11 protein-coding genes are annotated in these 13,556 nt (G+C 72.8%); 7 read left to right on the top strand and 4 right to left on the bottom strand.

The features are described from left to right. Complete coding sequence (locus tag CMN_RS10645) at positions 1-1,194, top strand: ABC transporter permease (protein WP_015490815.1); 1,194 nt, start codon at positions 1-3, stop codon at positions 1,192-1,194. Between the two features lie 53 nt (positions 1,195-1,247). On the opposite strand, the gene CMN_RS10640 is transcribed toward CMN_RS10645, so the two are convergent. Beyond that, a complete protein-coding gene (locus CMN_RS10640) occupies positions 1,248-1,853 on the bottom strand; it encodes a PH domain-containing protein (protein ID WP_015490814.1) in 606 nt (201 codons plus the stop codon). Between the two features lie 71 nt (positions 1,854-1,924). Between CMN_RS10640 and CMN_RS10635 the strand changes: the two genes are divergently transcribed. From CMN_RS10635 to CMN_RS10620, 4 genes are all read left to right on the top strand, one after another. Beyond that, positions 1,925-3,616 carry an ABC transporter ATP-binding protein gene (locus tag CMN_RS10635; RefSeq protein WP_015490813.1) on the top strand — a complete coding sequence of 564 codons (1,692 nt, stop codon included), beginning with the start codon at positions 1,925-1,927 and terminating at the stop codon, positions 3,614-3,616. A 98-nt stretch (positions 3,617-3,714) separates the two neighbouring features. Next, entirely contained in the window at positions 3,715-5,568 is a 1,854-nt protein-coding gene (locus CMN_RS10630; RefSeq protein WP_015490812.1) for an ABC transporter family substrate-binding protein, read from the top strand. 114 nt (positions 5,569-5,682) lie between these two features. Then, the gene (typA, locus tag CMN_RS10625; protein ID WP_015490811.1) at positions 5,683-7,590 is read left to right on the top strand and encodes a translational GTPase TypA; all 1,908 of its coding nucleotides are present in this window, start codon (positions 5,683-5,685) and stop codon (positions 7,588-7,590) included. Between the two features lie 54 nt (positions 7,591-7,644). Beyond that, positions 7,645-8,106, top strand: a complete 462-nt coding sequence (locus CMN_RS10620) for a hypothetical protein (RefSeq protein ID WP_227077678.1) — start codon at positions 7,645-7,647, stop codon at positions 8,104-8,106. Positions 8,107-8,146: 40 nt separating this feature from the next. On the opposite strand, the gene efeB is transcribed toward CMN_RS10620, so the two are convergent. The 3 genes from efeB to efeU form a co-directional block, all read right to left on the bottom strand. Then, positions 8,147-9,487 carry an iron uptake transporter deferrochelatase/peroxidase subunit gene (efeB, locus tag CMN_RS10615; RefSeq protein WP_015490809.1) on the bottom strand — a complete coding sequence of 447 codons (1,341 nt, stop codon included), beginning with the start codon at positions 9,485-9,487 and terminating at the stop codon, positions 8,147-8,149. Beyond that, positions 9,487-10,698 (bottom strand): iron uptake system protein EfeO, encoded by a 1,212-nt coding sequence (gene efeO / locus CMN_RS10610; protein ID WP_015490808.1) that lies wholly within the window; start codon positions 10,696-10,698, stop codon positions 9,487-9,489. The genes efeB and efeO overlap by 1 nt, the downstream gene beginning before the upstream one ends. 77 nt (positions 10,699-10,775) lie before the next feature. Then, positions 10,776-11,657 carry an iron uptake transporter permease EfeU gene (efeU, locus tag CMN_RS10605; RefSeq protein ID WP_015490807.1) on the bottom strand — a complete coding sequence of 294 codons (882 nt, stop codon included), beginning with the start codon at positions 11,655-11,657 and terminating at the stop codon, positions 10,776-10,778. Between the two features lie 178 nt (positions 11,658-11,835). On the opposite strand from efeU, the gene CMN_RS10600 reads away from it, so the two are divergent. Both CMN_RS10600 and fdxA read left to right on the top strand, forming a co-directional pair. Then, the gene (locus tag CMN_RS10600; protein ID WP_015490806.1) at positions 11,836-13,194 is read left to right on the top strand and encodes a PIG-L family deacetylase; all 1,359 of its coding nucleotides are present in this window, start codon (positions 11,836-11,838) and stop codon (positions 13,192-13,194) included. Positions 13,195-13,234: 40 nt separating this feature from the next. Beyond that, positions 13,235-13,555, top strand: coding sequence for a ferredoxin (gene fdxA / locus CMN_RS10595; RefSeq protein ID WP_012038863.1), 321 nt, complete (start codon positions 13,235-13,237; stop codon positions 13,553-13,555). The last annotated feature ends 1 nt before the right edge of the window (position 13,556 follow it).

The raw sequence follows: 13,556 nt of genomic DNA, 5'->3' as shown, positions 1-13,556 counted from the left end.
ATGACCAATTCGCTGATGGGGAACCCCAACGCCCCCCACAACGACCCGCTCCTGCCCGAGGGCGGCGTGAACTCCGAGCTCACCATCGAGCAGCGGGAGGTCGAGGGCCTCAGCCAGGGCACCGTCGTCCGCCGCCGGTTCCTGCGCCACAAGGGCGCCATGACCGCGCTCGTGGTCCTGGCGCTGATGGCGATCCTCGTGTACTCGTCCGTCGGCATCCAGGTCTTCGGATTCCGCATCCCCGGCTGGTGGCTGTGGAACTACGAGGACGTCGCACCCATCGTCAACGGCGGCAACCCCACGTGGACCCTGCCGTTCCAGTTCGGCGTCCACCCCTTCGGCCAGGACGAGATCGGGCGCGACATCTTCGCCCGCGTCATGCGCGGCACGCAGCAGTCCATCGTCGTGATGGTGCTCTACGGGATCATCGCCGCGTTCATCGGCATCGTCGTCGGCGCCATCTCGGGCTTCTTCCGCGGCCGCATCGACTCCCTGCTCATGCGCTTCACCGACCTGATCATCGTGATCCCCGTGATCGTCATCGCGGCCGTCCTCGGCCGCACCTTCGGCGGACTCGGCGCGGTGGTCCTCGGCATCGTCCTCGGCCTCATCGGCTGGCCGTCGCTCGCCCGCCTGGTGCGCGGCGAGTTCCTCAGCCTCCGCGAGCGGGAGTTCGTCGACGCGGCGCGCGTCGCCGGAGCTTCGAACAGCCGCATCGTGTTCCGGCACATCCTGCCGAACGCGATCGGCGTCGTCATCGTGTCGACGACGCTGCTCATGAGCGCGGCCATCCTGCTCGAGGCCGCGCTGTCGTTCCTCGGCTTCGGCATCGTGAAGCCCGACGTCTCGCTCGGCCAGATCATCAACGAGTACCAGGGCGCCTTCGCGACCCGGCCGTGGCTGTTCTGGTTCCCGGGCCTGTTCATCATCATCATCGCGCTCTCGATCAACTTCATCGGCGACGGGCTGCGCGACGCGTTCGACCCGCGCCAGCGGCGCATGCCGGGCGGACAGGGCCCCTACAAGCAGATGTTCGCGATGCTCACCGGGCGGAACCGCCGCGACGCAGGTCCGGCGACCGGGTCCGGCGCCGAGGGCGTGCGGGTCCCGCCGCCCGTCGGGTCCGCGCGACCGGACGCCCAGGCCGACGGCCCCGCCGACGGCCCGGCATCCGACAGCACGGACGGCCGATGACGGTCGCCGAGACGGCCCGTCCGCTCAGCCGCGGTCGGGCCGCCGGGCAGGTCTCAGAGCAGACCGGTCAGCACCGTCGCGACGATGAGCACCGCGAGCACGGCGATCTCCGCCCAGTGCGTGCGGACGCGTGGGGCTTCCTCCTCGACCGGCCCGCCCAGGTGGCCCGCTTCGCGGAGGTCGGCCAGGCGAAGGCGGATCACCGTGGCGGCGTCGCCCGAGTCGGTGCGGGGCAGGTCGCCCCGGCGCGCGTCCTGCATCATGGCGCTGAGGTACGGCTGGATCTTCTCGTCGCGCGTCGTGATGTAGGCATTCGAGTGCCGGCCGGGCGCCGGAGCTGCCCAGGCCGTGACGCGCTCGTGCGCGGTCGTGATGTTCAGGGCCCACTTGGTGTCGACCTCGCGGATCGCGGGCCACGACATCTCGTGCGTGCGGAGGACGTTGCGGATCTCGACGCCCTCGGTCGCGATGCGCACCCGCGGGTGCCAGAAGACGAGCCACGACGCGTAGGCCAGCATCACCGGGCCCCACACCGCCGTCGGCAGGAGGTCGGCCCGACCCCCGACCACGGTGCTCACGAGCACCAGGACCGCGATCGTCGAGACGATCACGGTCAGCAGGCGTCCGAACGACGGGCGGATGACGACGGGCTGATCCATGGCCTCATCGTCCCACGGCCCGCCCGCACGCCCCTCGACACCCACACTCCCAGCAGCCAGGAGGCCGCAGCATGAGCGCTCACGCGAACGGGGCGGACCCGATCGTCCCCATCCTCGAGGTCTCCGGCCTCGGCGTCGACTTCTGGGTCGGAGACGAGTGGACGCCGGCTGCCATCGACATCGACTACCGGGTCAACCCGGGCGAGGTGCTGGCGATCGTCGGCGAGTCCGGCTCGGGCAAGTCGGTCAGCTCCATGTCGCTCCTCGGCCTCCTGCCGAAGAACGGGCGGGTCCGGGGGAGCGCGAAGCTCAAGGGCGTCGAGATGGTCGGCGCCGACCAGGCGACCCTCCGGAAGGCGCGCGGCAACGACATCGCCGTGATCTTCCAGGAGCCGATGACGGCGCTCAACCCTGTCTACACGGTGGGCTTCCAGATCGTGGAGGCCCTGCGGGTCCACAACTCGATCATCCCGTCGGCGGCCAAGGTGCGCGCGCTCGAGCTGCTGAGGCTCGTCGAGATGCCGGACCCCGAGAAGGCGTTCGACTCCTACCCGCACCAGCTGTCCGGCGGCCAGCGCCAGCGCGCGATGATCGCCCAGTCGCTCTCGTGCGACCCGGACATGCTCATCGCGGACGAGCCCACGACGGCGCTCGACGTGACGATCCAGGCCGAGATCCTCGACCTCCTCCGGAAGCTCCACCAGCGCCTCAACAGCGCGATCGTCATCATCACGCACGACATGGGCGTGGTGGCCGACCTCGCGACCAACGTCATCGTGATGAAGAGCGGGCGCATCGTCGAGCGCGGCTCGGTGCGCGAGATCTTCCAGTCGCCGAAGGACCCGTACACGAAGCAGCTGCTCGCGTCGGTGCCGCACCTCGGCACGGGCGAGGCCACGCACGTCGAGATCGCCGAGCGCACCACCGAGCCCGCCATCTCCCTCAAGGAGGTGGACATCGACTACCCGAAGCTCGGCCGCGTGCCGGCGTTCCGGGCGGTCACGGGCGCGTCGTTCGACATCCACCCCGGCGAGGTCGTCGGCGTCGTGGGAGAGTCGGGATCCGGCAAGACCACCATCGCGCGTGCAGCGGTGGGGCTCCTCCCCGTCGCGGGCGGCGAGCTCACGGTCGCGGGCCGCCGCATGACCGGCATCTCGGCGAAGGACCTGCGCGCCGTCCGCCGCGAGATCGGCATCGTGTTCCAGGACCCGGGCTCCTCGCTGAACCCGCGCTGGCCCATCGGCCAGAGCATCGGCGAGCCGCTCGAGCTCTCGGGGCAGTTCTCGAAGAAGCAGCAGAGCGACCGCGTCGAGGAGCTGCTCGAGCAGGTGGAGCTGCCGCGCAGCTTCCGCAACCGCTACCCGAACGAGCTCTCCGGCGGCCAGCGCCAGCGCGTCGGCATCGCCCGGGCGCTCGCGCTCCGGCCCAAGGTGCTCGTCGCCGACGAGCCCACCTCGGCGCTCGACGTGTCGGTGCAGGCCCGCGTCCTCCAGCTGCTGCAGGAGATCCAGAAGGAGCTCCAGTTCGCGTGCCTGTTCGTCAGCCACGACCTCGCGGTGGTCGACCTCCTCGCCGACCGCATCGTCGTGATGAACCACGGCAAGATCGTCGAGCAGGGGCCGACCGAGTCGATCCTCCGGAACCCGCAGCACCCGTACACGCAGAAGCTCATCGCCGCGGTGCCGCTGCCGGATCCCGACCAGCAGAAGGAGCGCCGCCAGCTCCGAGAGGCGCTGCGCGACCAGCAGCCGCCCGCCGCCTGATCCGCGCCCGCACGACCCGGCCCGCCGTCCGACGCACCCCCTCGCGGGGGCGCGCGGGCGGCGGGCCTCGTCGCGCCGCTCGCGTAGGATCGACGGCGATGGACAGCGACACGCGAGGCCCCGGGGCCGTACGAGCCGGGCGCCCGCGAGGGATCCGCCGGGCCGTCCGCGGTGTCTCCGTCACCGTCGCGCTGGCGCTCGTCGCCGGCCTCGCCGCGTGCTCGCCGACCACCGGCATCGTCGCCGACACGCAGATCCGCGCCGCGGTCCCCACCACCTTCACGTCCTACAACGCGGCGTCGCGCACGGGCGGCACCCCGGGCAACGAGGAGATCGTGCACGCCACGAACTCGCGGTTCTCCGAGGTCGCCGCCGACGGCACCGTCGCCGCGGACCCGGGCTACGGGTCCGCCCGGATCGTCTCGCGCGACCCGTTCACCGTCGCGTACACCGTCGCGGAGGGCGTCCGCTGGTCCGACGGCGAGCCCGTGGACGCGGCCGACCTCCTGCTCGCGTGGGCCGCCGGATCCGGCGCGCTCGACACCCCCGGGTTCGACCCGTCCGGGTACGTCGACGAGACGACGGGCGGCTACACGGGGCCGCTGCCCGAGCAGACCGTCTTCTTCGACGCCGCCGCCGACGAGGCGCTGACGCACGTCACCCGGACGCCGGAGATCGGGGACGGCGGCCGGTCGATCACCATGGTCTTCGACGAGTACACGCCGGACTGGCGCCTCGCGTTCGAGGTGGGCCTGCCTGCGCACGCGGTGGTGCAGCTCGCGCTCGACATGTCGAGCCCGGGCCGCGCGAAGCAGACCCTCGTGGACGCCGTGCAGGATCGCGAGCCCGACCTCCTCTCGCCCATCTCCGACGCGTGGAACCGCGGGTTCGGCGTGGCGGAGATCGCCGCGCACCCGGACCGGGCCGTGGGCTCGGGCCCGTACGCCATCGAGTCCATCGATCCGGGCACCTCCATCACGCTGCGCGCCAACCGCTTCTACACGGGTCTGCACCGGCCGTCGGTCGAGCGCATCGTGGTGTCCACGATCGAGGACCCGGACGCCGCCGTCGCCGCGCTGCGAGCGGGCGATGTGGACGTCATCGCGCCCCCGGCCGACGCCGAGGTGGCCGACGCGCTGGCGGGGATGGACGGCGTGGACGTGGTCCGGGGATCCTCCGACACCTGGGAGCGGCTCGACCTCCAGACCCTCGGGGCACGGAACCCGGCCATGTCGGACGCCGCGGTCCGCACCGCCTTCCTCTCCACCGTCCCGCGCGACGCGATCGTGCGGGCAGCGGCGCTGCCGGCGGATCCCGACGCCGCGACGCGCGACTCCTTCGTGCTCGCCCCTGGGACGGACGGGTACGCCGACCAGGTGCGGGCGAACGGGTCCAGCCGGTTCGACGACGTCGACCTCGACGAGGCGCGGCAGCTGCTCGCGTCGGTCGGCCGCACGGCTCCCGAGGTCTGCGTGCTCTTCGACCCGGCCGACCCCCGCCGCGTGGCCGCGTTCGACGCCATCCGCGACTCCGCCGAGAAGGCCGGCTTCGTCGTCACGGACTGCTCGACCCCGCAGTGGGAGAGCGTGCTCGACCAGCCGGGCGCCTACGACGTCGCGCTCCTCTCCTCCGAGGACGCCTACCCGTCCGTCGCCGGGATCCGCGCCGCGCACGAGGCCCGCGCCGACGCCCGCGACGGCCAGGCGACGGTCGACCCCGACGTCGCGTCCCTCTTCGCCTCGCTCAGCCGCACGGAGGACGAGGACGCGCGCGACGAGCTGCTCCTGCGCCTGGACCGCCGCATGTACGGCGATCGCGCGGGCCTCCCGCTCTACCAGCTGCCCTCCCTCGCGGCCATGCGCGACGGGGTCGGCGGCGTGCAGGTGTCGCCGCACCAGGCCGGGATCCTCGACGACGCCTGGCGCTGGAACCTGTCTCCCGACGCTCCCTGAGCCCGGCTTGCATCGGCACGGTAGGCTGTAGGTCGCTGGGAATAGCAGACGGCGGCTCTTCGCCCTCCTCCCTTGATGACAAGGCCGGCACCCTCTCCACTGAAGGACAGCACTATGGCGCTAGTCGCGCGCAACGACCTCCGCAATGTGGCCATCGTGGCCCACGTGGACCACGGCAAGACGACCCTGGTCGACGCCATGCTCAAGCAGACGAACTCGTTCGACGCCCACTTCGAGGGCGAGGACCGGATGATGGACTCGAACGACCTCGAGCGCGAGAAGGGCATCACGATCCTCGCGAAGAACACCGCGGTGCTCTACAACGGGAAGCACGCGGACGGCACGCCCATCGTCATCAACGTGATCGACACCCCGGGCCACGCCGACTTCGGCGGCGAGGTCGAGCGCGGCCTGTCCATGGTCGACGGCGTCGTGCTCCTCGTGGACGCGTCGGAGGGCCCGCTGCCCCAGACGCGCTTCGTGCTCCGTAAGGCGCTCGAGGCGAAGCTGCCCGTGATCCTCCTGGTCAACAAGACCGACCGCCCCGACGCGCGCATCGACGAGGTCGTGGCCGAGAGCCAGGACCTCCTCCTCGGCCTCGCCTCCGACATGTCGGACGAGCACCCGGACCTCGACCTCGACGCGATCCTCGACGTGCCCGTCGTCTACGCGTCCGGCCGCAACGGCGCCGCGAGCGACAACAAGCCCGCCAACGGCGAGCTGCCCGACAACGACGACCTCGAGCCCCTCTTCAAGGCGATCCTCGACCACGTCCCAGCGCCCACCTACGACGACCAGCACCCGCTGCAGGCCCACGTCACCAACCTCGACGCGTCCCCCTTCCTCGGCCGCCTCGCCCTCCTCCGCGTCTTCAACGGCACGATCAAGAAGGGCCAGCAGGTCGCCTGGGTCAAGCACGACGGCACCGTCAAGAACGTGAAGATCACCGAGCTCCTCATCACGAAGGCGCTCGACCGCTTCCCGACCGAGTCCGCGGGCCCCGGCGACATCGTCGCCGTCGCCGGCATCGAGGACATCACCATCGGCGAGACCCTCGCCGACCCGGAGGACGTCCGCCCGCTGCCCACCATCACGGTGGACGACCCGGCCATCTCGATGACCATCGGCACCAACACCAGCCCGCTCATCGGCAAGGTCAAGGGCCACAAGCTCACCGCCCGCATGGTCAAGGACCGCCTCGACCGCGAGCTCATCGGCAACGTGTCCATCAAGCTGGTCGACATCGGCCGCCCGGACGCCTGGGAGGTCCAGGGCCGCGGCGAGCTCGCGCTCGCGATCCTCGTGGAGCAGATGCGCCGCGAGGGCTTCGAGCTCACCGTCGGCAAGCCGCAGGTGGTCGTCAAGCAGGTCGACGGCAAGGTGCACGAGCCCTTCGAGCACCTCACGATCGACTCGCCCGAGGAGTACCTCGGCGCGATCACGCAGCTCCTCGCCGCCCGCAAGGGCCGCATGGAGGGCATGGCGAACCACGGCACCGGCTGGGTCCGCATGGAGTTCGTCGTCCCGTCCCGCGGCCTCATCGGCTTCCGCACGGAGTTCCTCACCATCACGCGCGGCGCGGGCATCGCCAACGCCGTGTCGCACGGCTACGAGCAGTGGGCGGGCGAGATCACGACCCGCGTCAACGGCTCGATCGTCGCCGACCGCGCGGGCGTCGCCACCCCCTTCGCCATGGTCGCCCTGCAGGAGCGCATGTCGTTCTTCGTGGAGCCGACTCAGGAGGTCTACGAGGGCATGGTCGTCGGTGAGAACTCGCGCGCCGACGACATGGACGTGAACATCACCAAGGAGAAGCAGCTGACCAACATGCGTCAGTCCACCTCCGACTCCTTCGAGCGCATGACGCCCTCGCGGCGGCTCACGCTCGAGGAGTGCCTCGAGTTCGCCCGCGAGGACGAGTGCGTGGAGGTCACGCCCGAGTTCGTGCGGATCCGCAAGGTCGAGCTCGACGCCAACGCCCGACAGCGCAAGACGTCGCGACTGAAGAAGCAGAACGCGTAGCGCCGCGTGACCCCGACGAGCCCGTCCGCCCGGTCCCTCCGCAGGAGGGGGCTGGTGGTCGGGCTCGTCCTCGTTCCCGGCCTCGTGCTCGCCGGATGCAGCGAGGTCGGCGAGGTCGTCCGCGACGCCGCCCACGAGGGCGCGAAGCAGGTGCGGCACAGCGTCGAGGACGTGATCGGCGACACGCTCGGCAAGGTGCAGGTGTCCACGGACGGCCACGTCCCGCCCTCGTTCCCGACGGACGCCGTGCCCTTCGCCGAGGGCAAGCTGCTCGGCGGGGGAGCCGCCCCCGAGGGCGCCGGCTGGGTGGCGCAGGTCGCCGTGCCGGACGTCGAGGGCGGGTTCGCGGACGCGCAGGCGCGGCTCGAGGCCGCCGGCTACGCCTCGAGCGACGTGGCGAGCGACGCGCAGAGCGGCTACGGGCGGTTCACGACCGACGCGTACTCCGTCATCGTCACGGTGTCGGCGGACCTCGGATCCCCGGTCGCCACGTACGTGGTGATGCCCGCGGGCTGAGACCCGCGGACCGAGCCCCCGCCCGACGGTGCGCGTCGGATCAGGACGCGAAGAGCGTCTCCCCGACGTAGCCGGCGCGCGAGGCCCCCGGCGGCACCGCCCAGATCCCGCTCCCCACGTGCCGCAGGTACTCGTTCATCGCGTCCCGGGCGAGGCTCCGCTGGATGGGGATGAACTGCGTCCGCGGATCCCGCTGGAACGCCAGGAAGAACAGGCCGGCGTTCAGGCGCCCCAGGTCGTCGTTGCCGTCGACGAAGTTGTAGCCGCGGCGCAGGAGCACCGCGCCGCCGTTCGCGTCCGGGTGCGCGAGGCGCACGTGCGATGCCGGCTCGATGAGCGGCGCGCCCGCGCGGCCGGTGGCGGAGAAGTCGGGAGCCGTGTGCTCCTGGCCGCCGCTCAAGGGCGCGCCGGATCCCTTCGTGCGGCCGACCACGCGCTCCTGCTCGCGGAGCGACGAGCGGTCCCAGGTCTCGATGGTCATCCGGATCCGGCGGGCCACGAGGTAGGAGCCGCCCTGCATCCACGCCTCGGCGGGGGAGGACCCCGCGTCGGCCCAGACGTGGTCCTCGACCTGGCGCGTGTCCTCCGACTTGATGTTCGCGGTGCCGTCCTTGAAGCCGAAGAGGTTCCGCGGCGTGACCTGCGCGCGGCTGGTCGACGAGGTGCGGCCGAAGCCGAGCTGCGACCACCGGATGGAGGCCCGGCCGAACGCGATGCGCGACAGGTTGCGGATCGCGTGCACCGCCACCTGCGGGTCGTCGCTGCACGCCTGGACGCAGAGGTCGCCGCCCGTCGCCTGGGCGACCAGGGCCTCGCCCGGGAAGCGCGGCAGGTCGACGAGCGCGGCGGGGCGGCGGTCGGCGATGCCGAAGCGATCGACGCCGTCGGCGGTCGTGAACAGCGACGGGCCGAGGCCGAACGTGATGGTGAGGCCGGCGGGCGGCAGGTCGAGCGCCTCGCCCGTGTCGTCGGGCGGGGAGTCGTAGGGGCCGTCGACGGCGCCGAGCGCGCCCGCGGATCCGCCGGCCGTCATGCGCGCGGCCGCGGCGCTCCAGTCCTGGAGGAGCGAGACGAGGCCCGCGCGGTCGATGTCGGCGACGTCGAAGGCGGCGAAGTGCAGGCGGTCCTGGGCGGGGGTCGTGATCCCCGCCTGGTGCGCCCCGTGGAACGCGTAGGTCGCGCCGCCCGCGGCCTGCCGGGCGCCCGCGAAGGCGCGGTCGGCCATCACCCCGCCCGCGGAGCCGACCAGGCCGCCGCCGAGCGCGCCCGCGCCGAGGAGGCCGAGGATCCCGCGGCGGGAGATGCCGGCGGGAGCCTCGGCTGCTGCTGCTGCTGCTGCTGCCGCCGTGTCGCCGGCCGCCGTGGAATCGTGGTCCGTCATCAGCCGACGAGCGCGCCGGTGAGCTTCGACAGCGGCTCGGCGAGCGCGTTCACGCCGTCCGCGAGGCCCTTGACCTGGTCCTTGGTGAGGCGGTCGTAGGTCGTGAAGCCCTTCTCGAGGGATCCGTACGCGGCGAGGTCCTCCTCCAGGGAGGCGAACTGCGCGTCGAGCGTGGCCACGAGCTGCGGGTCCTTGGGCGCGACGATGTCGCGGACGCCCTCGTAGGCGACGCGCGCGCCCTCGAGGTTGGCCTGGAAGTCCCAGAGGTCGGTGTGCGACCAGATCTCCTCCTCGCCGGTGATCTTGCCGGAGGCGACCTCGTCCATCAGCCCGACGGCGCCGTTGGAGACCGTGGAGATGTCGACCGAGAAGCCGTCCGCGTGTACCGCGTCGTAGAGCCTCTGCGTGTCCGCGGTCAGCTCCTGCGCGAAGTGCGCGCGATCCGCGGCGCCGAGCGGCGTGTAGACGTCGCCGCCGTTCGCGTCGGGCGAGGGCTGCCAGAGGTCCTTCTCGATCCGGTGCCACCCGGTCCACTCGGTGCCGGGCTCGACGTCGGCCTCGCGGAAGTCGATCTCCGGGTCGAGGTCGCCGAACGACTCCGCGACGGGCTCGACGCGCTCGTAGTACGAGCGCGCCGTGGGGTAGAGCGCGCGGGCCCTGTCGTCGTCGCCCGCGAGGTACGCGTCGGCGAACTCCTGCGTGGCGGGGAGGAGACGGCCGACCTGGTCCTTCACGTAGGCGAGGTACGCGGCCGCCGCGTCCTGGCCCTGCTGCTCGGCGTCGCCCGCGAGCGCGACCTGGTCGCCCGTGACGGTGAAGGGCGTCCGGCCCACGCCGTCGCCCACCATGCCGGGCTTGCAGACGGTGTAGTAGCTGCCGGGCTGGGCGGTGACCACGAGGTCGCGCTCGATCCCGGGGCTCACGTTCTCGACCTCGCCCACGATGCGGAGGCCGTCCTCCGCGAGCAGGTAGAACTCGGTCACCTGGTCGGTGGAGTTCGTGACGTGGAACGAGACCGTGCCGCTGGGGGCGGTCGCGGCGGAGACGGTGCACGCGTCGGCGGAGCTGTCGACCGTGAGCTGCGTGACGCCGGGGTCCGCGGAGGCGGCGCCGTCGGCGGCGGATCCGGTCGGGGTGTTCGCGACGCAGCCCGAGAGGGCGAGGGCGGCGCCGGCGAGCAGCGCGGCGGCGGGGAGGGTGGAGCGCTTCATGGGACCTCGGGGGAGCTGGCCGGCGGGGCCGGGCGGTGGATGGAGGGGGAGAGACGGAGGGGCGGCTGGCCGCCGGGTCAGCGGGCGGCGGTCGCGTCGGCGACGCGCGCCGGGTCGGCGACGGGAGCGGCGGCGGCGGGCGCCGGGCGCGCTCGTCGTCCGCGACGCGCGAGCGTCAGGTAGGTGGCGAGCGTCGGCACGACGTACAGCGCCCACGTGATCGCCTCGAGCCACGTGGTGGCGGGGGAGAAGTTGACGGTGCCCTTGAGGAGCGTGCCGTACCAGGACCCGAGCGGGACGGCGCCGGAGACGTCGAACGCGAGCGCGCCGATGCCGGGCAGGATCCCCGCCTCCTGCAGGTCGTGCACGCCGTACGCGAGCACGCCGCCGGCCACGACGATGAGGAGCGCGCCCGTCCAGGTGAAGAAGCGCGCGAGGTCGATGCGGAGCACCCCGCGGTAGACGAGCCACCCGAGCGCGACCGCGGTGACGAGCCCGAGGCCCGCGCCGACGAGCGGCATGGTGGTGGCGCCCGTGGCCTGCACGGCCGACCAGAGGAACAGGGCCGTCTCGATCCCCTCGCGGCCGACGGCGAGGAAGGCGACGGCGACGAGGCCCCACGCGGCGCCCGCGATCGCCCGGTCGACGGCGCCCTGCAGGTCGGAGCGCATGTCCTTCGCGGTGCGGAGCATCCAGAACACCATCCACGTGACGAGGCCCGTGGCGACGATGGAGAGGGATCCGCCGATGGCCTCCTGCGCCTCGAACGTGAGGCCGTAGGCGCCGTAGGTGAGGATCGCGCCGACGGACAGGGCGAGGAGGACCGCGAGCCCGACGCCGAGCCAGAGCCGACCGAGCACGTCGCGGCGGCCGATCTTGACGACGTAGGCGATGAGGATGGTCACGACCAGGGCGGCCTCGAGGCCCTCGCGCAGGCCGATCAGGTAGTTCGCGAACACGCGTGCGCCTCTCCGGGCGGAGGGCGCGACGGGACGCGCCCTATTGCTGATGATGGGGAAATGTAGGTGAGGCTCGCCTTACCTCGTGCACAGTAGCGCGGGGGCGGGAGCGCGTCCAGTCAATCGTCCCGGGGGAGCGCCCAGGGAGCGGGCCGCGGCCCGCGGCTAGGATCGCCGGATGACCACCGGCACGTCCCGACGCCCCGATCGGGCCGCCCGCACCGCCCGTCCCGAGCGCGAGCACGTCGTGTTCGTGCACGCCCACCCCGACGACGAGAGCATCGTCACGGGCGGCACCATCGCGAAGCTGGTGCGCGATGGTGTGCCGGTCACGGTCCTCACCTGCACGCGCGGGGAGCGCGGGGACGTGATCCCCGAGGAGCTCCGCCATCTGGAGGGCGACCTGCGCGCGCTCGCCGACCACCGCGAGACCGAGCTGGCCGACGCCATGGCCGCCCTCGGCGTCACCGACCACCGCTTCCTCGGCGATCCCGACGCGCGCTGGCGCGGCCTCGAGGCGCGTCGCTACGTCGACTCGGGCATGGAGTGGGGCGACGACGGCGTGCCCGTGGCGCTGCGCCCGCTGGATCCCGACTCGCTGTGCGCGGGCGACGAGGCCGACGAGGCGCGCGACGTGCTCGCGGTCATCGCCGACGTCGACGCCACGAGCGTCGTCACGTACGACGACCACGGCGGCTACGGCCACCCGGACCACAAGCGCACGCACGTCATCGCGACCTGGGCGGCCGAGGAGGCGGGGATCCCCGCGTACCTCATCACCACGACGGAGTCCTCGGCCCGCCAGGCCCACGAGCTCGTCGCCGCGCGCGGCCGGTTCCCCGCGCCGGATCCGCGGCCCGCCGGCATGCTCGTGCTGCCCGACGACGCGGCGGACGTCGAGGTCGACGTCGCGGAGGCGCTCGACGCGAAGACCCGGGCCATCGCCTCCCACCGCACGCAGGTCGTCGTCGACGGCGACCAGTTCGCGCTCTCGCACGGGATCGGCGAGCCCATCGCGGCCGTCGAGCTGTTCCGCCTCCATCGGCCCGCCGGCGCCGCGTCGGACGACGGGACGCCGCGGCCCCCGCGCGGCGTGCAGCGCGTGGGCACGGCGGTCGCGTCTCTCGCGCTCGGCTTGCTGGTGGGCGCGGTCGGCACGGCCGCCCACCGCGCGACGCTGCCGGTGGGCGGGATCGCGCTGCCGGTCGGCCTCGTGCTCGCGCTCGCGACGCTCGCGTGCCTGCTGGTCGCGTTCCGCCTGCTCCTCGTCGACCGCCTGCACGCGCTCTGCCTCGGGCTCGGCGTGGTCGCGGCGGTGGCGGTGCTCGGCACGCGCGGGCCGAGCGGATCCGTGCTGTTCCCCGACGACGCGATGAGCCAGGTGTGGGCGGTCGCGCCCGCTATCCTCGTCGCGGCGGTCGTCGTGTGGCCGCGGTTCTCCGCGCGCGCGTCCGACGCCGCCGCCCGCCCCGATGCCGCCGACGCCGCGGGATCCGCCGCCCCGGCCCCGGCCGGGACGGGCTCGCGGCCCGCGTAGACTCGTCGGGCCGCACCGCTCCCGGAAGGACCCGCTCGAAGTGACCTACGTCATCGCCCTGCCCTGTGTCGACGTCAAGGACCGCGCCTGCATCGACGAGTGCCCGGTCGACTGCATCTACGAGGGCGAGCGGTCGCTGTACATCCACCCGGACGAGTGCGTGGACTGCGGCGCCTGCGAGCCGGTGTGCCCGGTCGAGGCGATCTACTACGAGGACGACCTGCCCGAGAAGTGGTCGGACTACTACACGGCCAACGTCGAGTTCTTCGCCGAGATGGGATCCCCCGGCGGCGCGACCAAGGTCGGCGTCACCGCGGGCGACCACCCCGTCATCGCGGCCCTCCCCGTCCAGAACGGCTGAC

Source organism: Clavibacter nebraskensis NCPPB 2581 (assembly GCF_000355695.1).
GTDB classification, from domain to species: Bacteria; Actinomycetota; Actinomycetes; order Actinomycetales; family Microbacteriaceae; genus Clavibacter; species Clavibacter nebraskensis.
This window is presented reverse-complemented; position numbering and strand designations above follow the sequence as displayed.

What these genes read in the sequence shown, in the direction of transcription:
- efeB (WP_015490809.1), bottom strand. Translation starts at nt 9,487, where the DNA reads ATGACGGACCACGATTCCACGGCGGCCGGCGACACGGCGGCAGCAGCA.
- CMN_RS10645 (WP_015490815.1), top strand. Translation starts at nt 1, where the DNA reads ATGACCAATTCGCTGATGGGGAACCCCAACGCCCCCCACAACGACCCG.
- efeO (WP_015490808.1), bottom strand. Translation starts at nt 10,698, where the DNA reads ATGAAGCGCTCCACCCTCCCCGCCGCCGCGCTGCTCGCCGGCGCCGCC.
- typA (WP_015490811.1), top strand. Translation starts at nt 5,683, where the DNA reads ATGGCGCTAGTCGCGCGCAACGACCTCCGCAATGTGGCCATCGTGGCC.
- CMN_RS10635 (WP_015490813.1), top strand. Translation starts at nt 1,925, where the DNA reads ATGAGCGCTCACGCGAACGGGGCGGACCCGATCGTCCCCATCCTCGAG.
- CMN_RS10640 (WP_015490814.1), bottom strand. Translation starts at nt 1,853, where the DNA reads ATGGATCAGCCCGTCGTCATCCGCCCGTCGTTCGGACGCCTGCTGACC.
- CMN_RS10630 (WP_015490812.1), top strand. Translation starts at nt 3,715, where the DNA reads ATGGACAGCGACACGCGAGGCCCCGGGGCCGTACGAGCCGGGCGCCCG.
- CMN_RS10600 (WP_015490806.1), top strand. Translation starts at nt 11,836, where the DNA reads ATGACCACCGGCACGTCCCGACGCCCCGATCGGGCCGCCCGCACCGCC.